We start from the raw sequence: 21,631 nt of genomic DNA, 5'->3' as shown, positions 1-21,631 counted from the left end.
ACCTGCACCGAGTCGACGCCGGAGGGAATCTTGATGCGTCCCTAACACCCCACTGACGTGCCTTTGACGTAGCTTTGACAGCGGTGTGCCGGGAAGCCTGGTCGGCGAAGCGTCTTCAGCCAAATCGTCCGTCAGGACGTCCAGGAAGGTCTTCACGTGACCCCCTTGAAGTCGGCCGCCGCCACGTCTGCGACCGCGCCTCCCGTCGCGCCCGGCCCACGCCGCTCCGTTCTCTTCTTCGCGTTCGCCTTCGCAGTGATCGCAGACCCAGTCTCCTCGGTGGCGTATGCGATCGAGGCGGCGCTGCGTGCGCTGCACGGCGACCTTGCACTGCTGCTGCCCACGATGAGCCTGGTCATCGGGCTTGTCGTGATCGTCACTGCGAACTACTGGCAGCTCGTGCGGCGCTTCCCCAAAGGCGGCGGCGCGGCGGCCGCGGCCGGGCGGGCGTTCGGCCCCCGCTGGACGTTCCTGCCCATCGGCGCCCTGGTCGTCGACTTCGTGCTGACCATCGGTATCTCGATCGCGGCCGCGGCCAGCGCCGTCATCGCCCTCTTCCCGGGCCTGGCCCCGTTCCGCGTCCCGCTCGCGCTGCTGCTGCTTCTGGTGGTCGCGGGGCTGACATGGTTCGGGCACGGCGGACGGCTGCTGTTCGCCGTCATGACCGTGGCCTTCGTCCTCATCTCCGTCGCCGTCCTCGTCCTCGGCTTCACCTCGCCGCACGCCACCGGCCACGCCGCCGGCACGAGCGACCCGGGCCGATCGGCCGTCCTCGCCGCCGTGCTGGCCTTCCCGGTCGCCATGGCGCTGGCCACAGGCGTCGAGGCGCCGTCGACCGCGATCGCGCAGCTCGGACAGCTGGACGACACCCACCGTCGCCGCTTCGGCCGCGGTACTCTCGCGCTGCTGCTGATCATCGTCGGCGGGCTGACGCTGGCCCTGACCGCACTGGGCGTACAGCTGCGCATCGGCATTCCCGGTGCTGACTCCACGCAGATCGCGGACATCGCGCACGCCGCGGCCGGACCGGGTTGGCTGTACGGCGCCTTCCAGCTGACCAGCTCCCTGCTGCTGCTCGCCGCGGCCAGCTCCTCCTTCCAGGCCGGGCCCGGACTGCTGAAGGCGCTGGCGGGTACGGCCGACCGGCCGGGCGTACTGCCGCCGGTCCTCGGCCGGACCAACCGGCACCACACCCCGTACTGGTCGGTGGTGGTCTACCTGGCGGCCGCCGCACTGATCATCGTCGCGGCAGCGGGTCAGGAGCAGGAACTCGTCCTGTTCTACGCGGTCGCGGTCTTCGTCAGCTTCCTGGTCGGCCTCGTCGCCATGGCCCGCTTCGCCCGCCGGGAACAGAAGCCGGGCCTGGCATGGGTCAACGGCCTGGCCGCAGCGGCGGTCGCCTTCACTCTCGCGGTGAACCTGCTGCGCGGCTGGCCGATGCTGTCCCTGGCCACGACCCTGCTCATCGCGGCCGGCCTCTACGCGCGATGGATCCGCGCCGGGCGCCCCACCGGCATCCAGGACGTCGAGGCACGCGCCGAAGCGGACTGATGCCCCGCGTCAGGGCCGACCTGCATCGTGACCGCCAGGAACATCTGTTGTCGGTATGGGCGGTTGGGCAAACTTGCCCTCACACCGTGCATGGAGAGTCATCCGCCGCCTGATGGTATGCGTGCGGCAGGAAACGGTCGCCGGCTTCCGTGCACGCTCAGGAACGTCGGAGGCGGGCGCGGCGGTGTGACGGCCACGATGGCCCCCCGTCGGTGTGCGCGACGCGCGCCGTCCGCCTGCGCTGCGATGCGGAACCCGCACCGAACCTGAGGCCCACGGTCAGGGGCGCCCAGCCTTGGCGAGGCCGGGGTCACGCAGCATGATGATCAGCACGCGCCCCGTCGACGGAGTGGGCGAACCGCTCGTATCCGAGTTCGACGCGGCACCGCCCGTGCTCGTCCACAAGGGCGGCCGCGGATGCCGGATAAAGCTCATCCAGCCATGACAGGGCCTTCAGCACCTCAGTGGCGTCATATGCGGGCCCGAAGAAGGCGATTGGGGCATCGCCGGTCCGAGCCTGCGAAGCCTCCTCGAGGGCAACGACCTCCCAGCCGAGTGCGTCGTGCAGGCGGTCAGCCAGCACAAGTCCCGTGGTCCCGGCCCCACAAATAACGGCTCTCATCGATGCACACCGCCCTCCTACGCCCCTCATTTATTGTTTGCACTGAGCAAAGGTCAAGTCAAGAAGGTCGTTGGCCGCGAGCAGCAAAGTGCGCGGCCCGGTCCCGAAGGACGGACAGGTGGCAGGCCGCCCCGTTATTTTGCATAATGCAAAGGTATGGAAGGGGAACCGATGAGTGCCACACCGGCAGCAACGGATGGGAAGCCAGCGTCCGATACGGCAACGAGGGCTCTCATCCCCGCACCGAGGCCGGGGGCGCTCCGGACCGCTCACTGGGGCCTGATGGCACTCGCCGTCCTGGTGGGCGCCGGGGCCGGCGTGGGGTCGATCGTCTTCCGTTGGTGCATCAAGACCTTCACCCGTCTCTTCTCCGGTCACGCCGACTACGCGGCGGCTCCGGGCGCCGACAATCCGCATGTCCCGTGGCTCGGCCCGTGCTTCGTCCTCCTCGCCCCGGTGGTCGGCGGACTGCTCTACGGGCCGCTCGTGAACCGCTTCGCCAAGGAAGCGCGCGGACACGGTGTGCCCGAGGTGATGCTCGCGGTCGCCCAGCGCGGCGGCCGGATCAGCCCGAAGGTCGCCGTCGTCAAGACGCTCGCCTCGGCGCTGACCATCGGCTCGGGCGGCTCGGTGGGCCGCGAGGGACCGATCGTGCAGATCGGCTCGGCCCTGGGCTCCACGCTGGGCCGAACCGCGAAGGTGACCGAGGCCCGCATGAAGCTCCTCGTAGCCTGCGGCGCGGCGGGCGGCATAGCCGCCACCTTCAACGCACCGCTGGCCGGCGTCTTCTTCGCCATGGAGCTGATCCTCGGCGCCTTCTCCGCGGAGGCGTTCGGCGCGACCGTGCTGTCGAGTGTCACGGCGAGCATCATCGGACGAACCGCCTTCGGTGACACCGCCTTCCTGAACCTGCCGGACTTCCACGTCGACCACCTCACTCAGTACGGTCTCTTCGCCCTGCTCGGCGTGATCGCAGCCGTCGTCGGGGTGGGCTTCGCACGCGTCCTGTACCTGATCGAGGATGCCTGCGACTGGCTCTGGCGCGGCCCGGAGTGGCTGCGCCCTGCGGTGGGCGGACTGGCGCTCGGCCTGGTGCTGCTGGCGCTGCCCGAGATGTACGGCGTCGGCTACCCGGTGCTTGAGAAGGCGACGGAGGGCGGCTACGCGGTCGGCCTTCTGCTCCTGCTGCTGGTCGGCAAGATGCTGGCGACCAGCCTGACCATCGGCATCGGCGGCTCGGGCGGCGTCTTCGCGCCCAGCCTGTTCATCGGTGCGATGCTGGGCTCCGTGTACGGCATCGGCGTCCACCACCTGCTGCCCGGTCCGGGCGGCTCGGTGGGTGCGTACGCGCTCGTCGGCATGGGTGCCGTGTTCGCCGGCGCGGCCCGAGCGCCGATCACCGCCGTGGTGATCCTCTTCGAGCTCACCGGCGAGTACTCGATCATCCTGCCGTTGATGCTGGCCATCGTGCTGGCCACCGCCACCAGCCGCCTGCTGGCCCATGACACCATCTACACCCTCAAGCTGCGCCGACGCGGCATCGACCTCGAAGGCCCGGCCCCCGGCGCGCGCATCAGCACTCAGCGCGTGGGCGTCGTCATGGAACCGCTCCCCTCGCCCCTGCCCGCCTCCATCACGCTCGCGGACGCCGCAGACCTGCTCAGCCTGTCCGGTCACGGCGCCCTCCCCGTGGTCGACGACACCGGGAAGTACATCGGCGTCGTCACGACCCAGGCGGTGGCGGAAGCCCTCGCCGAGCAGCCGGATGCCGCACCGACGCGCGTCGAGCAGCTCACCGAGCCACCCAGGCCGGTCACCGCGGACCAGCCGCTCGCTCAGGCCCTGCACACCCTGCTGTCGGCCTCCGGCACCGGAGTACCTGTCCTCGACTCCGAGCGGGGGAAGCCGGTCGGCTGGCTCAGCCACCAGAGCGCGCTGCGCGCTGTGCACTCGACCGCTTGAACCGGCGCAACGGCACGGGCAGCGCCCCCGCATCCCACGCCCCCGACCACCGACCGGACGTCGCACGACATCGAAATCCAGAGGACAGGCATACACAAAAAGGACATAGTCATTGCACAATGAAAAGGTCATGTCGCGAGAGGAAAGCGAGTGGCCGTCATGTCGGACCAGCGTCATTCGACCCTATCCAGACACTCTCCGGCCGGGACGCGGACCAGCACCGAGCAGATAACGTCGGCCGGCCGGACGGCGGCCGCTGGAGCGCTTGCCCTGCTGACCGGTATCTACGCCGCGATCTCGCCCTGGGTGGTCCACTTCTCCAGGACCAACCCGAACCTGACGGTCATCAACCTGATCATGGGACTCGGCATCGCCGCGGTGGGCTTCGAACTGCACCTCGCGCCGGAGCGGATGGAACCGCTGTCCTGGACCATGGTGCCGGTCGGCATGTGGTTCATCGTCTCTCCGTCGTCAGTGACGGCCGCCTACGAGGTGCCCTCCAGGGTGGTGTGGAGCAACAGTTGGACGGGGGCCATGTTGTGTCTGCTCGGCCTGATCGCCACGCTTTCCCCTTGGACGGAGTCCTGAAGCGGTCACGGATCAACCCGTGAGTGCGTGGGCCCAACGATTTGGCATCATGTGGCGCGGATCTGGCGATGGCCCCGAAGACCTGCTCTCAACTTCCGGCCGACCACCCCGCCGAGATTCCCAAGGACCAGCTCACACCGCCCCCACCGCAGCCCGGGGCGCCGATGGTCGCGTTTTAGGCCCCGACCCGACCTGAACATCAACACCGTTTCCCCCACCAACCCCGGCGGGCGGCTGATCAGCGGCCTACGACGTCGCCCCGTCCGGGTGAGGCCGGGGCGGCGCACGGGGTGGACAGCCGGTAGGAGCGGACGACGGCGACCACACACCCCGCAGCGAGTGCGGCGGCCCACGGGACGAGGCCCATCAGCGGCCCCGCCACGCCGGCTGCCGTCTCCGCACCGCGCGGAGGTACCTGCCCCTTGGGGTCGTAGGCGACGGCGAGTGCGTCTCCGGGGAGGGTCGCCGGCCCGCAGCCGCGCCAGATGCGGACTTTGAGCGGTACGCCGTCGGCGTCCGCCACCGAGCAGAGGTACCGTCCTTGCCCGCTGTGTGGCGCCCGGCCTTCCTCGACCGATGTCACCACCACGGACTGCACCAGCCCCGCTCCACCAGCACCACCCCGGCGACGGGCTGCGGCGCCCGGAGCGCGAGGCACACACCGAGTACTGCGGCAACACCGACCAACGCGCGTCCTGCCCCCAGGGAGACCAGGTACAGAGCAAGCGCCGCAGCACACAACAGTCCCGCCTCGCCGTCGGCAAACGAAAACTCGGTTCCCTGCCGGGCTTGGGCAACGCAGGCCACCCGATTGTGTTCGGTCAGGAGTAGGACGCCCCTCTCGCATCAGCTGTACGGGCGGAGTCAAGCGTCGCGCGCCATCGCACCGTCCACGACCCAGCCGAGCGGGTGCGGTTCGGGGTCGTCCAGGGCAGGGGCCGGGGGCTCCCCTCCCGCCTTGTTGAAGGCGTTGAGCGCCTCGATGAGTGCAAGCCGCTGCGTCGGGCCGAGCCGTGCGACGATCTCGGCGATCTCGGCGCGGCGGCGGGTGGTGACGTCCTCCACGGTGCGCCGGCCTTCCGCGGTGAGCTGTAGAAGCGTCTCGCGGCGATTGTCAGGGTTGGTCTGCCGGTCGGCGAGGCCGGCGGCGATGAGCCGGTCGACCATGCGCATGGCGGTGGAGGGCGCCACCTGGAGCAGCTCGGCGAGCGCGACCAGCTTGGTGGCACCCCTGGTGGACAGCACCACCAGCATCCGGAACTGCGGGAGGGTCACCCGTTCCTCGACCTCGCCGAGGGAGCGGGCGGAGACCGCGACCAGCAGCCGGGACGCGGTCAGGACCGCCCGGGTGACCGCGTCAACGTCGTCCATGGTCCCTGCAGGGATCTCGCGCTCCGGCATGCGTCCTTTTTACCGCGCCCAAGCCGGCCGTCTCCATCGACGCGGACACCGTCGTGCTGGGCTCGCGCCGCGGTACCGAGATGGGGCCGGCGTTCCCGGAGATCGTGGCGGGCGCGGCGCAGCTGCCAGATGCGACCGCGCTGGATGGCGAACTCGTCGTGTGGGACTGGGAGCAAGGGCGGCCCTCCTTCGATCAGCTGCAGAACCGGCTGCACCGCCGCGGAGCCGGAGCCACCCGAGCCACCCGAGCCGCCCGAGCCGCCCGAGCCGCCCGCGTATGGCCAGCGCAGTTCGTCGCGTTCGATCTGCTGCGGCTGTCCGGGACCGCGACCACCGCCTGGCCCTACATCCGGCGCCGGGCCGCGCTCGAGGATGAGTCCTCGGAGAGCCAGCCGCTGCCACCGACGACCCGCACCCTGCCCCCGCTGGGCGCGGGTCGTTTGTTCTGGGTGACCACAAGAGGAGAAGCAGTGACCGCGGTCGTGCCGCCCCACGGTCAGGCGCCGTCTGGCTGGGTGCCTCCGTGTGGGTAGCGGCGGGCAGGGGCCTATCCGGTCATGGCTGGGGCGAAGGGGGCCAGGGCTGGGGCGAGTTGCATGCCGGGGGCCAGGCCGAGGGCGGTGAGGGCGTCGGGCAGCCCGCGCCCGGTGCGGGCGGTGTCCGGTGTGCCGGGGGCGGCCAGGGGGCGGCAGCTGGTGGCGATGATGTCGAACAGGTGCTGGATACGGCCGGGACCGCGGGGCAGCAGCTGGCCGTGGAAGACCTCGTGGTGGGCGAGAACCAGGGCGGCCAGGCCGGCGATGTGGGCCGAAGCCGCAGCCGTGCCGTCGAGGGCCGTGTAGCCGCCTTGTGGAGCGCACGAGAGGACCGCCACGCCGGGGGCGGCTGCGTCGATGCCGGGGCCGTGACAGCTGAAGGGGGCGGCGAAGAGACCTTCCGGGGTCAGCTGGGGTCCGGTGTGGGTGGCGTGGGAGGTGTCGGGCGGGTAGGTGCCCAAGGCGCCCAGGGCGCTCACGGCGAATACGGTGGGCAGGCAGGCGGGGAAAGCGACCGGTCCGCCGGTGTCGCCGGTGGGGGCGATGCAGGCGATGCCTGCCGTGGTGGCGTCGACGAGTTTGCGGGAGACGAGGGTCGAGGGGTACGGGGAGGCGACCTGGATGTGGGCGATGTCGACCTCGCGTTCGATTGCGTGGTCGAGGGCGGCGATCAGGTCGCTGAAGTGGCCGTCGGGCAGCACCTGGCAGACGTCGAGCTCGGCGTCGACGGCGATACCGACGATGCCTTTGCTGGTGTCCGCACCGGCGATGATCCCGGCCGTATGGGTTCCGCTGCCGAGCGGATCCTGGGCCCAGCCGTCTTTGGTGCCGCGGACGAGGTCGATCCCGGAGCGCACCCGCTGTTTGAGATCGGGGTGGTCGATGTTGACGCCCGTACCGATGACCGCGATCTTGATGCCGTAGCCGCGGAAGGTGGGGGGCAGCTGGTCCAGCCGCATGGCCTGCTGGCCCCAGCCGTAACTCTGGCGTTCGGCCAGCTCCGGGTACACCTTCGCGAGCGGGGTGAGGGTGATCAGGTTCTCCCGCGCCACCGACAGGTTGGGACGGTTGATCCAGCGGTCGGTGTAGCCGCTCCTGGGGCGGACGTAGAGGGCCTGGATGGACTGTTCGGTGTCGGTGGCCAGGGTGAGGGTGACCGTTCCGTCGGCCGCGGTGATGCCCTGGGCCGGGCCCATCGCTCCGATCAGGAACACCCCTGCGCCGCCCAGTGGTTCGCTGTCCGGACCGCAGACCCGCAACGTGATTTCGACGGGCTCCTCCAGCGGCATGACCAGTCCCGGATCGCGCGGCGGTAGCATGCCCAAGCTCGGCGCGGCGGCGACTGCGGCGGCGGTTAGCGGCAGGTCGGGTTCGATGTGCACGTGCAGGGCCCGCATCGCCGGCAGCTGCATCTCGGCGGCCTCGACGACCGCGACTTCCGGGCAGGAGGGAACCACCCCGGCGGCCTGCAGCTTCTCCGACGGCTGCAGGCGGCGGACCACGGTGACATCGGGCATGCTCTCCAGCCGATCGCACACCGCGTCCATGCTCAGCTCGGGCACTCCCAGCGGAAGCAACTGCTGCGGCAAGGGAGTGATCATGTACCGTTGCCGACGCGGCTCCACCGCCACCGGGGACGGTGCGCTCTTCTTGCGCGGCGCCGCTTCCTTCTCCTCGGGCACCGGCCCGCCACCGGCCCCTACGCCCTCGGATTCACTCTGCCGGTTGTTCCGCGGCTTGCTTCCGGGCTTGTCCTTAACCATCACGCCTGCCTTCACCACGCCTATGTCGCCCCTTTGTGCCTCTGCTCCGGATGACGGTGGCTCCCGCCTCCACGGCAATGCGGTGCGCCCAAGAACGGATCCTGGGCACACCGCATCACGCGCCGCCGGCAATCAGCCGATACCGAAGGACTGACCCATCTGGCCCGAACCGAAGCCAGGCTGCTGGTACTGCTGCTGATACGGCTGGCCGAACGACTGCTGACCGAACCCGCCGCCCCACTGCTGCTGACCCTGCTGACCCTGCTGACTCTGCTGCACGAGCGTCAGGATCGCGGTCGGCAGTGCCTGCTGCACGGACTGCTCCACCGCGCTGCGCACACCCTGCAGCAGCGTCGTGTGCAGCGCGACAGCCAGGTACGGGTGCGCCTGGTGGCCCAGGCCCTGCTGCTGCAGCTGCTGCTGGACCTGCTGAATCTGCTGCAACGTCTGCTGCATACGCTGCGCGATCTGCTGGCTCGCCTGCTGGCAGGCCTGCTGGATCGTCTGCTGGACGACCTGAGCGAGCTGCTGCTGCGGCCCGGCCATCTGCTGACCGAACTGCTGCAGCGGCTGGGTACCGGTCATCACCGACATGGAAGACTCCATTCGACGCCAGAGAGAAACCGACATAACGGTAGTATGTCGGTTTTTCGGATGATTCCGACGCGCCGACGCTACGGCGCCACCCCCATGACCGCAATCGGACGAGCTGCCCCGGAAGAGCAGCCCGCCCGATCAGCCCCGGCAACGGTGAACTGCCGATGCCGCGGCAGGTCTCGCAGGCCGACTTGTCAGTTCACTACCAACGCTTGTATGTCCAGTTGGCCCCACGGGCCAGCTCGGAAGCCTGACCGACACACCCGGGATATCACAGTGCGTGTCGGAGAGAATGCGTAGATTAGGCACATGGTCGTAGCGCGTGGTGATGCGCGGTAGGACACGCCTCGACTGGCGAGGCGAATGGGATATGGGGTAATTGGCAGCCCGACGGTTTCTGGTTCCGTTAGTTCAGGTTCGAGTCCTGGTATCCCAGCAAGCCGGCTATCCGACCCGCCGTAGCGCAACCCGCAGTATGCAGGAAACGCTTGGATGAGTGGCCCCGGCAGGTGTCCGAGGGCAGGCTGGAAGTTGTGCTTCTTGCGCTGGCGCCCATGCTCGCGGTGATCGGCCCGGCCCCGGGGCTGGAGAATGAGGGGGAGTACGCGTACGAGACGCTCTGGAACGGGGTCCGGGTCATCGCCCACCTGCCCGGGAACGGGACGATGCGACTGCTGTCCCAGACCGGGGCGGACGTGACCGCCCAGTACCCCGAACTGGGAGCACTACCCAGTCTGCTGCCTGGGCCTCAGGCGGTGCTCGACGGGGAAATCATCACTTTGGACGGTGAGGGCCGGCCGTCGGTGGAACGCCTGCAGCAGCGCATGAGCCTGCACCATCCGCAGGCGGTCAGTCACGCCCTCGAGGACTTGCCCGTCCAGCTGATGCTGTACGACATCCTCTGCCTCAGTGAGCCGACCGTGCAGCTGCCCTACACCGCGCGCCGCGACCTCCTCGACGACCTCACTCTGGCCGGCCCCGGCATCAGTGTGCCCGCGGCCTGGCCCGCCCCCGCCGAGCAGGCCCTTGAGCAGTCCCACCTGGAGGGATACGACGGCGTCGTCGCCAAGCGCCTGACCAGCCCCTACCTGCCCGGACGCCGCACCCGCGACTGGATCAAAATCAAGCACCTGACACCAAAATGACCTTCTCGTACGGTCCCTGGTCCTCGCTCAGCCGTGTCGGGTGACCGCCGCCCGGCCACAGCCCGGGGATGCCAGGGCCGGACGGCGCGGCCCGCCGAAGCAGGCGGCCTCCCCGCACGGGTAAGAGCCCTGGCGGGAAGGGGCGGGAATGCCGACACATTAGTCCGGCATGGAACGACGCGCCTGTCAGACCGGCTGGCCTTCTGTATCTGTGTCACTCGATCAGGCGAGCGGTTTGTTTTGGTTGCGGACCGGGAGGCAGTTGAGGCGTCCGACGAGGTCCTGGCCGTGGCCCTCAGCGCCGTACGCGAGGACGAACGCGCCGGGTACGCACAGCGCCTGGAAGAGATGCTGACCGGGTACGGGCCGGGCAGTACACCCGCCAGTCACGGCCGCTACGCGCTGATCGGCCAGCCCGAAATTTTGATCATCTACGAACGGATGGAGACCGCCCCGTTCCTCCTGCGCAGCCGGTGGGACGGCGAGCTGGAAGACATCGCGTGGGGACCACGCATCCGACTGAGCCGGTAAGGCTGCCGGGCAGACGCTGAACGGGCCGCACCGGGTTCCCGGTGCGGCCCGTCGCTGTGAGCGGCCAGGGTGCACGGCTCACCTAGCGGTCACAGGATGGTGCCGCGCAGGGCCAGCGGTCCCCGGACATCGCATAGCGGCGGGCGGTCAGGCCGCGCTCGAGGGTCTCGCCGATCTGCTCGCACAGCAGCAGGACGTCGGCCGCGTCGGCATCGGACAGGCAGGCCGGAGCGACTTCGCGCATCAGCTCCCCGATCGCGTGCGTATGGGCGGCGAGTTCGTCGACGACGCGGCGCAGTTCGGCGACACTCGGGTCCGCCGGCGGACCGGCGGGCGGCGGTGGCGGGGCGGTGCGGACGTCGTTCATCGCCTCACGCAGCCCGGCCGTCTTCTCCGCGGCCTGCGCAACGCCGAGCACCGACTGCGCTGGTTCGGCGACGTGCTCCTGGTCCTCGTCGTGCTCGCCCACAACTCCATCGTCCACCGCGGCCACGGTCTGAGCCCGGTCCCGCAACTTGCTGTCCGGATGACGGGAGGCGCCCGCTGGCGGCAGGTCAGCGGACGAAGTGATGCCGGTGCGAGCGCCGCGACCAGCGCCTGCCGGACAGCACCACGTCGGCCACCAGCACCACCGCGCCGATGATCAGGAGGTAGAACAGCCCATGCACCGCCATGCCGATGAGTCCCAGGATGATCGCCACAAGGACCAGGAAGAAGAAGAGCGCCACGGGTGACCACCTCCTCCGACAGGCCGGTCAGCCACGCGCCAGACGGCGCCCGTGTTCAGCACCGGACTCGTATGGCTGCTCGTAGTGTTCGAAGATCTCGTAGTGGTCACAGGACGGTGCCGCGCAGGGTGCGGCGGTCCCCGGACATTGCGTAGCGGCGGGCGGCGAGGCCGTGCTCGAGGGGGTCGCCGGCACGATCCGCACCGCCTCCTCACGGAACTCGGCGTCGTCGCTACGTCGTTTCCCCACCCTCAGCTCCGTGTCGGGTCAAGGCTCCACGCTGGAGGGGAAGCGCGGTCGCAGGCTGAGTGTTCGCGGCTCAGCAAGCCGTGCCCTTCGCGGTGGGTCTGACGTTGTCCCAGCATGGTGGAAGGGTCACGGAGTTGGTTCATGCCGGGTGAATCATGGGAGAGCACCATGCCTGTGCGGCCACCGTCACCGATGAGCCCGAGGGGCGGCGGGGCACGAGCGATCAGGCCGTGTGTGCTGGTCAGCGGCTATGTCTGGCAGACTTCGCCGCTCTCCTCTCGCGGTTTCGGAGTCGATGAGCACCGGCGCTTCCCGATCTTGTGTGTGGTGGTCGGCCCCGTGCGGGAAGGGCGCCTTCTTACCGCAACGCCGTGTCACTCCAGGCGATGCTCCTACTCAGCGCACCGTGCACGGTGCGAGGTGGTGCACTGTGCAGGCAGACGCCGGCGGAGGCCTTAGCGGGGCGACTCGGGCGTTCGTGAAATCATTTGCCGCGATGGCATGAGAGGGCGAAAGGGTCCGTCATCCGCCTGAAAACCGTCTGCCCTGGCGGGTGGGTGTGACGGTACAGATGGCTGTGGCCGATCGCGGACGCTCTGCGGTGATTGTCGCCGGTGAGGGCGTGCACGATTTCTTCACAGGGGAAGATCCGGATTCACCTGAAACTACCCCGTAGTAAGGCCGTTAGACTCATTGACAAGTCCCCCTTCTCCTTCCACAGGAAGAGCCAGCGGTGCCCAACTCGCTACAGGAAATGATCAGGCGCAAGTTGGATCAGAATGGCTGGTCCTACGGCGAGGTGGCTCGCCGTGGCGGCATCTCGCGCTCCACGGTCCACCACTTGGCGACGTCGGAGCGACTGGCGCAGATGCCCCAGAAGACCACTGTGGAGGGTCTGGCCAAGGGGCTGGGCATACCGGCGGCATCGGTGCAGCGGGCTGCGGCCGAGGCCGCGGGCGTCAACCTGTACTTCGAGGATGCCCCCGAGATCACGGATCCAGAGGTGGAGATCCTCATCGCGAGTGTGCAGAAGCTGAGCGCGAAGGACCGCCGGCACGTGACGGTCCTGGTCGAGTCGTTGCTGCGGGCAGAGGGGTCCGATCAGTAGGCGGCGAGTTCCGGGGCGCTGTGCGAGAGGCAGGTCCGGTCGCATGGGCGGGGGAAATTCGCCGTGCTTCCTCCGATTGTCCAAGCAATGACGGCCTGCACCGTGAGGTAGTCGAGTTCAGTCACTGCGGACGCAGCTTGCACATCAACGACGCCGGGTGGCACGCATGGTGCATCCGGAGCAGAGTACAGGAAAAGGCGATGCGCCTGGGTTGCCGACACATTTCTTCCCGCGTGTGTGTCGGCGCTGAATTTGCCAGTGGTCGGTGAGGGTGGCGTCATGTCCATTGATCCGCTGTAGTTACAGGTTGGGGCGGGAGACCGGGTCACTCACTTTTTCGTTGAAACTGTTGAAGATTTCCAGGAGTCTTTCCTGCAGGGAGCTCGGTTCCGGGTAAAGGTGTCGGCTTCCCAGTTCACGGTGGATCTTTTCCCAGAAAGTCTCGACTACTGCGTGGTCGTACCGGTCCCCCCTGGCCCCGGTGGCCGGAGCACATGCCAGGAGGCCGGTGCGTTCGGTGTAGGAGCATGCGAAGACCCCGCCACGTGCGACATCTGCGGCCGGGTTCGTGTCGGCGCCGTGGATGATGGCCGCGTCGAGGGCCCGATGGACGAGTGAGGCGTCTGCCGTACCTGCGATGCTCCAGCTCACCAGGCGGAACGCCGTGTCCAGGACGACCGCCGTGTAAAGGTGTCCCGTGGACGCCTCTACGCGGCGCACATCGACGATCCAGAGATGACCGGGCGCATGGGAGCGGCGTCGGTGGACCTGGTCCCGGTCGTGCGGCCGTCCTGTTCTGCCGCGGATTCCGGCCCGGTCCATGAGGAGTTCTACGGTTCCGTGACTCACGTGGACACCGTAGCGGCGGCCGAGTTCTTGTCGAATGCGGCGGTAGCCGAATGTCGCACCGGAATCACGATGGATTTCGAGGATCATTCGGGACAGCCAAGCGTGTCGTAGTGATCGCATCGATGGAGGACGTTTGCGCCAGGAATAGTATCCGGATTCGGAGACGTCGAGAATGGTGACGAGTATCCGTGTCGGGAAGCCTTGCACAGCCACCCGGAAGATCACTTCGTAGCGTCTTTTGGGGGCATCACTTCCCTTACGACCTCAATAATTTTGCGGCATGCGAGGACTTCCTCCTCGAGTTCTTCGATGCGCGCGCGGGCCCGCGCCAGGTCCGATGCGGAGGCAAGGGAGCTCTGCCAGCGGTAAACGGTCTTCTGCGAGACGCCGAGTTTTCGCGCGACCTCTCTTGGGGGGTTTCCTTCGGAAAACAGCTCCACAGCGCGAGAACGCAGTTCTGCAGGGTGGAAGTCGCTCACTGGTCCTCGATTCCGGGGTAGGTGTTCTTCACTGCGGGATGGCGGTGAAAAGCGTTGCCCCGGGTGCGGTGATTCGAATGCTTGGGGCTGTGCCGGAAGTACACGGGCCCCAAGCGTCCGGGCGGGATCTAGCGGACGTGGCGGTGCATGGTCACGGTCGGCTCGAAGTCGGCCAAGGGGTCGCCTGCGTTGGCGCGGGGGGCGCGTTGCACCTCGCGGACGAGGATGCTCTGCACCTGCGCAGCGAGTTCGTCGGCATGGCGCTCGATCTTGGAGATGGGCAGGCTGGATCCCTTCAGGGCGCCGACCTGACGGTTGATCCTCTGCAGTTCACCGCGTGCCGCCTGACTCAGGCTGAACGCCCGTGGGGTCGCCACCACGAACTGATAGGCGCCGGCGAAGGTCTGGCATGCGGTGCAGTGTCCGTTCATCGACCGGCTGAAGTTGCTCGCGTTGATCAGGCGGGCGTTGCGACCGGCGGCGGTCACGATCTGGAAGGACAGGGCGATCGAGCGGCACGGGTCGTCCAGGGAGCACCCCACGGACTCCGCCGTGGCGCGGTTGTTGGCCGTTACCGCGACGGACGGACCGTATTCGTGGATCTCAAAGCTTTCGTCGAACTGGCTCAGGTGGGTCCGGTCGGCACGGCTGTGCGCCATGTCCACCGCAACAGCCGAGTTGTGCGAGAAGCTCGGGGCGGTGGTGGCCGAGGCCATCGTGGCTGTCATGGCAAGACCGGCGGTGGCGACGCTGAGGCCGACCGCGCTTTTCGTGACGACACTGGTGTGCGGTTTACGGTGGTTCAAGTTGTTCTCCTGGGGCTAGGGGTGGCCGGCGTCAGGACGGGCTGGGGCTCGTCGACGCCGGCCCGGAGGAGGAGGGAGACACGGTCACAGACTCCGAGACCGTCGGAGAAGGAGAAGGTGTCTGGCCCTCGGAGGGACTGGCTGTGGGGTGCGCGGGCGGGCGGGTGGCGGGGGCCGTGGCGGAGGGGGAGGCCCCGGTGGGGGGCGGGGAAGTGTCAGGCGTGTGCGACGGATGTGCGGGGGGCGCGGCCGCGCTGGAGCGTGGTGCACGTGCGAAGGGGCTGCGGCTGCCGGATGAGTCGGTGTCGCGGTGCTCGGTGGTGTGGCCGACGGCAGGAGTGGGCGTGCGACGGCCGGTGGGCTTGGAGTCCGGGGAGGCCGGGGCCTGTGACTGCCCGGGTTGCAGTGCGGGGGTCACGGGGGCTGCTGCGGGAAGCGGCTTGGGCGTCTTGCCCTCCCACCACGCGCCGGCGAGGGCGGCAACGCCCGCACAGGCGGCAGCGGCCAGCGCCAGGCGCATCCTCGGCTTGCCCCGGGTGGCTTTCAGGACCGCGCGGATCAGCCGGACGGCCACGCGGCAGGTGAGGTAAGCGCCGCCGGCCATCGGGCACATGAGCATCAGCGTTCCGATGACGCCGATCGCTCCGGCGGCCAGATGGCCTTCGCTGAAGGCCGCATAGGTGCCGGCACTCTGGTTCTCGAGGCTTCGCGTCGCCGTGCCGAGCAGCCGCGGAAGGTTCCACAGGGCGTACCCCGCCTCGGCGGCGAGCAGCGGAACCATCGTCAGTACCCAGGCGGTGACGACGGTTCGGGCAGAGCGCTTGAGGCCCGTGACGGCGTGCTTTTGGCCCGGCAGCATGCTCAGGAGGATCGGCTTGACCATGCCGTACAGGTCGGGAACGCCGGCCAGGTCGCCCAGGATGTAGTAGCCGTCGAGCCGTACCACCGGCATCAACTGCTCCAGGACCTCGAAGTGTGCGAGGTAGACGGAAGCGAGGAAGAACTCCTGTCCTGTGAGGAGATAGCCGGCCATCAGCGCCAGCATGAAGACGGCGTTGAAGTAGACGCCCCCCAGGCCGGTACGCAGTCTCCCGCTCTTCGTGGCCCGATAGACGTCGGTGACATCCGTGTACATGGAGGGCCAGATCAGGTAGATGCCGCATCCGATCTTGCCGGGGTCCGCACCGCTGTAGCGGCAGGCCGAGGCGTGGCCGAACTCGTGGAAGAGGAGCGAGGCGACGGTGAGGGCAAACACGATCAGCATCCACACCGGCTGCTCAAGTACGTGCAGCACCGGGGTGATGGCGCCGTGGACCGCGAAGAGCCAGATGTCCGCGGCCGCCATGCCGGCGAGGGCCAGAGCCACCACCGCGGGCCGGTGCAGCCAGGCGAGGGCGGCAGCGATGCGGGCGACCTGCGCCTCGTGGAAGATGACCCGGTGGCCGCGCAGGGACAGCAGGAGGTCCGACGTGGGAGGGGCGCATTCGGCTTGGTGTTCGTCTGACGGGAGCGTCACACCGAGCGGGCTGAGCCTGTGGTCCAGGAGGTACACGATGTTCTGCTCGGTGATCTCGGCCCCGTAGCGGCCGCTGACCCGGTGGGAGATGGTTTCGGCAGTGCGGACACCGTCGATGGAACACACGATCAGATACAGCAGGCGCGACAGCAGGAGGACCTGCCCGTCTCCCCGGCGGACGATGTACTTGCGCTCGGTGAATCCGGACCCCTGGTATTCCCCCAGGGTCTGGACGCCGTGACGGAGCCGGGGAACGGGCGCGGCATCCGCCGTGCTGACGACGTCGACGGTCATGACCTGCGTCGGGGCGGTGAGCGGCTGCGGTGAGCGGACGGGGTCCGCCTCGGCACGAGGTGGCTCGTCGCGCGGGGGTGACCGGTGGTCGTTTCTGTCTCGGCAGGCGCTGCTGTCTCCGGGCAGCTTCATTGTTCTCTCCACAGCACGCGTGATGCTTCAGCGGGTACGCGGCCCTTCCCCGCCACCGGGAAGTCCAAGGGTGGGGAAGAGCCGCGCTGTGTATCACCGAGCAACGTCCCCGTCGTCAGTAGGCCTCTTGCGGTGCTGCGGGGGGTATGCGGACTGTCCCCCGCAGCACCCCGTGTCACTGCCGGACGCTGATGGCCTGGGTGGCCTCGGACTGCGCGACGGCGAGCGGCGAGAACTGGTTCACTGCAGCTGACTCGTTGTGGGCGTCCAGGTTCGCGACCTTCTTCGAGATCGTCGTCAGCTTGGTGAAGTTGAACGAGAACCGCCCCAGGGCCTCCCGGCCGGGCAGCAGTTCCGCGGTCTCGGCCTCAAGCTGGTCCATGTTCATCAGCAGCACCTTTCATGTCATCGGTGAAGGAGCGAGCACTCGCCCCACGGGTCATGTGTCGCCTCCGCCGGCGCCGACCGGTCAACTTGTGAGCAGCAGGTCATCGGTCGGGCCGTGGAGGTCCGGACGGAGGTGACTGACCCAGGTGCTGCAGCGTCTGGGGCGTGCATCGACCCTGCCATCCAGAATCTCCGGACGGCTTGTCCGGAGGCTCCGGACACTAGCCGAAAACCCGGAGAAGGTGCAAACCATCCATATCGGACATGCGTTCAAAAACTGTCCTCAGTTTGATTCTTCGCATCGGGTTCAGCCGCCGTCACAGCTCCAGGCCTGCCCCCGGCACCGACGTCGGTGGTGACGGCGAGGTTCCGGGCAGTCACTCGAAGCGCAGGGGCGACCGCCCGACCGGATCCGCAAGCAGGACCTGCCACCACGCCACGTACTCACTCGCCCGGTTGATCAGGCCCCTGGGCAGGGTGGTGGCGACGCTGCTCGCCCAACCACCTGAATCCCGCCCGCATCTGACTCTCCGTCAATCCGGTCCGCTCCAGAAGCTCGGGCGGCTTCAAGCCCTCAGGGCGGGTCGACAGAGCCCGCTTGAGCCTCTCGGCCCACAGTTCTTCACGGACGAACGGACGCTGCCCGAAACGCTCTTCAAGGGCCCGCCGGCATTCCTGCGAGCAGGCCGTGCCCACCCGTTGGCCGTCTTCCTCGGGATGGAGCAGATCAACAGCCGACGAGTCCGGCAGGACAACCACAAACGGGAAGGCATTGCGCTGCGGCTCAACACACAGCGTCGCCCCGCACTCGTCGCACCTGGCCGCCGACGCCCCCTCGTCGGGTGGGCCGTGCACCTCCGGCCTCATGGCCGCTCGCTACCCGCCGCCCGTGATCCCTACACCGGTCCGCCTGCGGACTCACCCGTGGGTGCGCCCACCGCGGTTGCGGCGGCCCGACCGTCGCGCGCTGGGCGCCGGCCGCCAAGGCCGACCGGGACGCCTCGGGTCCGTCGGGCTCCGGCAGAGCCCCGACCAACCGCAGCAGCGTGTCCTTGCCCCGCTACCGAACCCCCTGCGCCAGACGTGCCCCGGCCCGGCCGGCCAAGGCCGGCCCGATCCGCGTCAACACCCCGCGCAGTAAACGCCGCCCCCCGACTCGTCCCCGAAGACGAGAGGCGACCGCCGCAACGGCGCACGCAGACGTGGCCGGCGGCGCCCCATCCGGGCAGGCCGCGACGGAGGGGCGCTGGACGGAGCCGTTTCGACCGCGCCACAAGCGCCGCACGGCCTTTCTTCCGCTACGCCGTATGCCACTGCCCGACCGCCTGCCCAGACACCCCCGGCAGTCGGGCACCCCGCACCTGCCGCACCCCTTGTTCGAACAGGTCGGCGGCCTGCATCCGCCGCGCCTCACGCTCAGCCGGCCCCCAACGCGCGGCCTTCGAAGTCCCCCTACCGCCCTTATGCTCGACCTGACAGATCGCCAAGCATGACCTTACAGCGGCTAACACAATGAGGTGCGTCGGGCCTGATGGCCGTGTCCATGACGGGAGTTGAGCGTTCAGCCAGTGTGGGGGGCGTCGCCGTGGATCGTGCTACTGCTGTGGCCGGGAACCTTTGCCGGATTAAGGGTGTGTCCTGGAATTGCACGGACGACCCCGACGCGTTGATAGGCATCGGCTGCCTCGTGTGCCGGGGGTCTGCGCGACGGCCTCAGGCCCTCGGACTGATCCGGCCCACCTACCTCAAGAGATCTAGGGGCGGAGCAAGACGGCCTGCGCCTTGCCGCGGCCATGCACATGGTCCACACGGCCCACCGGCCTGCCGACCACTGGCCAGCACACCCTCGTTCAGCCATCTCTACTCTGACCAGCCCTGCCACCTGCATCACGCATGGCCTCCCGAGCGGGTGGCTACCCGGTGTGGCTTCCCAGCCCCCGTCGCGGTGGGATGTGGCATAGGTCAGGTGACCGGGACACGCAACATCGGACGACTCCGTCGGATTGCGCATCGACGTGCCGTCAGGCGAAGGCAGCGACTAGGACGGCACCGGCTTAGGACACGTGCTAATGCGGGTAGCAACGCCACGCAGGGGCTCTCTCTGCTGATCCTCAGCCTGCCGGGGCTGGCAGCCCTGGCGGCGCTGCTCTTCACCTGGATGCAGGTCAACCAGGCAAGCAAGGAACTGCAGATCAGCGAGCAGGGCCAGGTCACCAGCCGGTTCAACAGCGCTGTCGTCAATCTGGCGTCAGACTCGATTGACTTGCGCCTGGCTGGCATCTACTCGCTCGAACGCATTATGCACGATTCCCCCCGCGACCAGCCCGCAATTGTCACCCTGTTGTCCGCATACGTGCGGCGGCGCGCTCCCGCACCAACGAGCGCCACGCCGACGCAAGAGAGCCCGCCTGCTGACATCGAAGCGGTGATGAATGTCCTGGCCGGACGTCGCCCCGCCGACGACAGCGGATTGTGGATCAACTTGAGTCACACCAACCTGAGCGGGTGGGGTCAGGAATCCAATGAACGACTCATGAACGGCATCAACCTGGAGGACGCTCACCTCATCGGAACCAACCTCAGCGGGGCCGTCATCCAGCATGCACACCTTCATGGCGCCTGGCTCGAGAATGCGAACCTTCACCACGCGTCCTTGTTCGCATCAGACCTGAGTAGGGCAATCCTGACCGGTGCGGATCTGCGGGAAACGAGTCTCAATGACGCGAACCTCACGGACGCATGGTTCTGCGGCGGCGACCGGCCCTCCTACCGCGTGCCAGGCCCATGCCCAGACATGACCGGCACCATTCTCGACAACGCGAATCTGACCCGAGCCTCGCTCGTCGGCGCAAACCTTTCCGGGGTGGACCTCATCAATGCCGACCTGACCGGTGCTGATCTTTGGAAAGCCAACCTCAGCAAGGCCAACCTCAGCGGCGCGATCCTCACCGGAGCGAAGCTGGACGGCGCCAGACTGGACGGCGCCAGACTGGACGGCGCACGTGGCCTGCCACCGTCTCTGCTCCGCGAACGTGACCGTCAGGAGAAGTCCCCGCCTGGATAATGCTGTGACCGCCTAGGTTCGCCGGGAGGGTCAGTTGCGGGTTCGAGGGGGCGTCCGCCCCAGCGGAGGCCTTTCTCACTACGGATGCGGGCGCGCTCCTTGCGTTCGGCGGCCAAGACGTCGCGATGGCGGGCGTTGGCGTTGCGCCACCGGAGGTAGGCGTGCAGGGCCCGAGTCTGGACGGTGTGGTTTGGGTGGTTGGAGCTGGCGATGGTGAACTGCCGTAGTGGTCCGAAGTGAGCCTCGATCGGGTTCGCCCAGGACGCGTAGGTCGGCGTGAAGCACAACGCGACCTTGTTCTTCTTCGCCCAGCGGCGGATGTCGGCACCCCTATGGGCGGACAAGTTGTCCAGGATGACGTAGATCGGGGCGCCGTCGGGCCGGGCGGCACGGATCGATCTCAGCGCGGCCAGCGTGATGGCAGCACCCTTCCTGCGGCGATTGACGCCCCACAGGGTGTCGTCACCGAACGAGTAACAGCCGTGGAAGTACCGGACCCCATGGGTGCGGTGGTAGGTGGCCGGCAGCCGGGCGGGGTGTTTGCGCTCGGTCCAGGCCGAGCCCGCGGTAGGCCGGATCCCGAGCGGGCCGAACTCGTCGAACGCGAAGGCCCGGTCCGGGAAGCGGTCCACGACCTTCTCGATGCGGTCCAGCTTCGCCTCGCGGTCCGGGTCGGGGGAGTCCTTCCACGTCTTGGCGCGCTGGAAGGTGACGCCGCGGCGGGCGAGCAGGCCGCGTAAGGACTCGCGGCCAATATGGATCACCCCGCCGTGTACTTTCCGCAGGTAGGCGACGAGCTTTCGCAGCGACCAGCGGGTGAAGGGCTGGCCGAGCTTTGTCGGGCGGGTGGTGGCCGTCGCCACGACGAAGTCCTCGTCGTCAGGGCTGAGTCGGCGGGGACGGACTCCCGCCCACCGAGGCTCCAGGCAGGCCAGACCGATCTCATTGAACCAGTGGATGACATCCCGGACGGTGTCCTCGTCCGCTTGCACCAGCTGGGCAATCACCGGCACCCGGTTCCCGCCAGCCGGGGCCAGCAGCATCATCGCGCGCCGGTAACAGACCGAACTGGTGCTGCCGCGACGCACGATCTACTGCATCCTCTGCCCCTCCTGGTCGGTCAGTCTGCGCAGACGGACAGGCCCGGCCACCGTGCCTCCAGAATCGGACGTCACCACACATCCAACCGCCACGACCACCAACCCGGCGAACCTAAGCGGTCACAGCACTAGTGTGATGCGCCAGAAATCATGAGGCTTATTTCTCTCCGTCTTGGCTGTTGGGTGGGGTGATCCTGGTGAGGTAGTCGGCGAGGGACTTGAG

The 21,631-nt window shown here is 68.3% G+C and carries 22 protein-coding genes and 1 tRNA gene; 9 read left to right on the top strand and 14 right to left on the bottom strand.

All coding sequences use genetic code 11. From position 1 onward, the window contains the following. The first annotated feature begins 156 nt into the window (after positions 1-156). Entirely contained in the window at positions 157-1,551 is a 1,395-nt protein-coding gene (locus AC07CM_RS33880; protein ID WP_478880309.1) for an APC family permease, read from the top strand. Positions 1,552-1,861: 310 nt separating this feature from the next. Here AC07CM_RS33880 and AC07CM_RS33875 read toward each other — a convergent pair whose 3' ends face one another. Further along, complete coding sequence (locus tag AC07CM_RS33875) at positions 1,862-2,134, bottom strand: hypothetical protein (RefSeq protein ID WP_478880308.1); 273 nt, start codon at positions 2,132-2,134, stop codon at positions 1,862-1,864. A 321-nt stretch (positions 2,135-2,455) separates the two neighbouring features. Here AC07CM_RS33875 and AC07CM_RS33870 point away from each other — a divergent pair, with 321 nt between their 5' ends. Together AC07CM_RS33870 and AC07CM_RS33865 are read left to right on the top strand one after the other, a co-directional pair. Continuing rightward, entirely contained in the window at positions 2,456-4,135 is a 1,680-nt protein-coding gene (locus AC07CM_RS33870) for a chloride channel protein (RefSeq protein ID WP_478880307.1), read from the top strand. 159 nt (positions 4,136-4,294) lie between these two features. Continuing rightward, the gene (locus AC07CM_RS33865) at positions 4,295-4,723 is read left to right on the top strand and encodes an SPW repeat protein (RefSeq protein ID WP_478880306.1); all 429 of its coding nucleotides are present in this window, start codon (positions 4,295-4,297) and stop codon (positions 4,721-4,723) included. 238 nt (positions 4,724-4,961) lie between these two features. Here the strand turns inward: AC07CM_RS33865 and AC07CM_RS33860 are convergent, their stop codons facing one another. Continuing rightward, positions 4,962-5,321, bottom strand: coding sequence for a hypothetical protein (locus AC07CM_RS33860; RefSeq protein ID WP_478880305.1), 360 nt, complete (start codon positions 5,319-5,321; stop codon positions 4,962-4,964). 266 nt (positions 5,322-5,587) lie between these two features. Beyond that, positions 5,588-6,124, bottom strand: a complete 537-nt coding sequence (locus AC07CM_RS33855; protein ID WP_478880304.1) for a MarR family winged helix-turn-helix transcriptional regulator — start codon at positions 6,122-6,124, stop codon at positions 5,588-5,590. On the opposite strand from AC07CM_RS33855, the gene AC07CM_RS33850 reads away from it, so the two are divergent. Continuing rightward, the gene (locus AC07CM_RS33850) at positions 6,100-6,657 is read left to right on the top strand and encodes an ATP-dependent DNA ligase (protein ID WP_478880386.1); all 558 of its coding nucleotides are present in this window, start codon (positions 6,100-6,102) and stop codon (positions 6,655-6,657) included. The genes AC07CM_RS33855 and AC07CM_RS33850 overlap by 25 nt on opposite strands. A gap of 14 nt (positions 6,658-6,671) precedes the next feature. On the opposite strand, the gene AC07CM_RS33845 is transcribed toward AC07CM_RS33850, so the two are convergent. Both AC07CM_RS33845 and AC07CM_RS33840 read right to left on the bottom strand, forming a co-directional pair. Continuing rightward, on the bottom strand, positions 6,672-8,342 hold the full coding sequence (locus AC07CM_RS33845; protein WP_478880303.1) for a S8 family serine peptidase: 1,671 nt from the start codon (positions 8,340-8,342) through the stop codon (positions 6,672-6,674). Positions 8,343-8,555: 213 nt separating this feature from the next. After that, positions 8,556-9,017: a hypothetical protein gene (locus AC07CM_RS33840; protein ID WP_478880302.1), complete on the bottom strand. Its 462-nt coding sequence runs from the start codon at positions 9,015-9,017 to the stop codon at positions 8,556-8,558. 367 nt (positions 9,018-9,384) lie between these two features. On the opposite strand from AC07CM_RS33840, the gene AC07CM_RS33835 reads away from it, so the two are divergent. The 3 genes from AC07CM_RS33835 to AC07CM_RS33825 all read left to right on the top strand — a co-directional run bounded on the left by AC07CM_RS33835 (position 9,385) and on the right by AC07CM_RS33825 (position 10,696). Further along, positions 9,385-9,456, top strand: a tRNA-Gln gene (locus AC07CM_RS33835). A 97-nt stretch (positions 9,457-9,553) separates the two neighbouring features. Then, positions 9,554-10,165 carry an ATP-dependent DNA ligase gene (locus tag AC07CM_RS33830; RefSeq protein ID WP_478880301.1) on the top strand — a complete coding sequence of 204 codons (612 nt, stop codon included), beginning with the start codon at positions 9,554-9,556 and terminating at the stop codon, positions 10,163-10,165. A gap of 288 nt (positions 10,166-10,453) precedes the next feature. After that, positions 10,454-10,696 (top strand): hypothetical protein, encoded by a 243-nt coding sequence (locus AC07CM_RS33825; protein WP_478880300.1) that lies wholly within the window; start codon positions 10,454-10,456, stop codon positions 10,694-10,696. 82 nt (positions 10,697-10,778) lie between these two features. Here AC07CM_RS33825 and AC07CM_RS33820 read toward each other — a convergent pair whose 3' ends face one another. Both AC07CM_RS33820 and AC07CM_RS33815 read right to left on the bottom strand, forming a co-directional pair. Then, on the bottom strand, positions 10,779-11,180 hold the full coding sequence (locus AC07CM_RS33820) for a hypothetical protein (RefSeq protein WP_478880299.1): 402 nt from the start codon (positions 11,178-11,180) through the stop codon (positions 10,779-10,781). A 70-nt stretch (positions 11,181-11,250) separates the two neighbouring features. Continuing rightward, positions 11,251-11,424, bottom strand: a complete 174-nt coding sequence (locus tag AC07CM_RS33815; RefSeq protein WP_478880298.1) for a hypothetical protein — start codon at positions 11,422-11,424, stop codon at positions 11,251-11,253. A 1,003-nt stretch (positions 11,425-12,427) separates the two neighbouring features. Here AC07CM_RS33815 and AC07CM_RS33810 point away from each other — a divergent pair. Continuing rightward, complete coding sequence (locus AC07CM_RS33810; RefSeq protein ID WP_478880297.1) at positions 12,428-12,781, top strand: helix-turn-helix domain-containing protein; 354 nt, start codon at positions 12,428-12,430, stop codon at positions 12,779-12,781. 300 nt (positions 12,782-13,081) lie between these two features. On the opposite strand, the gene AC07CM_RS33805 is transcribed toward AC07CM_RS33810, so the two are convergent. The 6 genes from AC07CM_RS33805 to AC07CM_RS33780 all read right to left on the bottom strand — a co-directional run bounded on the left by AC07CM_RS33805 (position 13,082) and on the right by AC07CM_RS33780 (position 18,111). Further along, positions 13,082-13,717, bottom strand: coding sequence for an IS3 family transposase (locus tag AC07CM_RS33805; protein ID WP_478880296.1), 636 nt, complete (start codon positions 13,715-13,717; stop codon positions 13,082-13,084). A 134-nt stretch (positions 13,718-13,851) separates the two neighbouring features. Further along, the gene (locus tag AC07CM_RS33800) at positions 13,852-14,109 is read right to left on the bottom strand and encodes a transposase (protein WP_478880295.1); all 258 of its coding nucleotides are present in this window, start codon (positions 14,107-14,109) and stop codon (positions 13,852-13,854) included. A 128-nt stretch (positions 14,110-14,237) separates the two neighbouring features. Further along, entirely contained in the window at positions 14,238-14,825 is a 588-nt protein-coding gene (locus tag AC07CM_RS33795) for a hypothetical protein (protein ID WP_478880294.1), read from the bottom strand. Between the two features lie 121 nt (positions 14,826-14,946). Continuing rightward, positions 14,947-16,857 (bottom strand): M50 family metallopeptidase, encoded by a 1,911-nt coding sequence (locus AC07CM_RS33790; protein WP_478880293.1) that lies wholly within the window; start codon positions 16,855-16,857, stop codon positions 14,947-14,949. A 175-nt stretch (positions 16,858-17,032) separates the two neighbouring features. Next, entirely contained in the window at positions 17,033-17,245 is a 213-nt protein-coding gene (locus AC07CM_RS33785) for a hypothetical protein (RefSeq protein WP_478880292.1), read from the bottom strand. A gap of 443 nt (positions 17,246-17,688) precedes the next feature. Then, a complete protein-coding gene (locus AC07CM_RS33780) occupies positions 17,689-18,111 on the bottom strand; it encodes a hypothetical protein (RefSeq protein ID WP_478880291.1) in 423 nt (140 codons plus the stop codon). Between the two features lie 1,291 nt (positions 18,112-19,402). On the opposite strand from AC07CM_RS33780, the gene AC07CM_RS33775 reads away from it, so the two are divergent. Further along, positions 19,403-20,308 (top strand): pentapeptide repeat-containing protein, encoded by a 906-nt coding sequence (locus AC07CM_RS33775; RefSeq protein WP_478880290.1) that lies wholly within the window; start codon positions 19,403-19,405, stop codon positions 20,306-20,308. On the opposite strand, the gene AC07CM_RS33770 is transcribed toward AC07CM_RS33775, so the two are convergent. Beyond that, entirely contained in the window at positions 20,284-21,399 is a 1,116-nt protein-coding gene (locus tag AC07CM_RS33770) for an IS630 family transposase (protein WP_478880385.1), read from the bottom strand. The genes AC07CM_RS33775 and AC07CM_RS33770 overlap by 25 nt on opposite strands. Positions 21,400-21,631 lie beyond the last annotated feature (232 nt).

Source organism: Streptomyces sp. NPDC044061, from assembly GCF_056434305.1.
The sequence above is the reverse complement of the archived record's forward strand: the minus strand, read 5'-3'. Positions and strand labels throughout refer to the sequence as shown.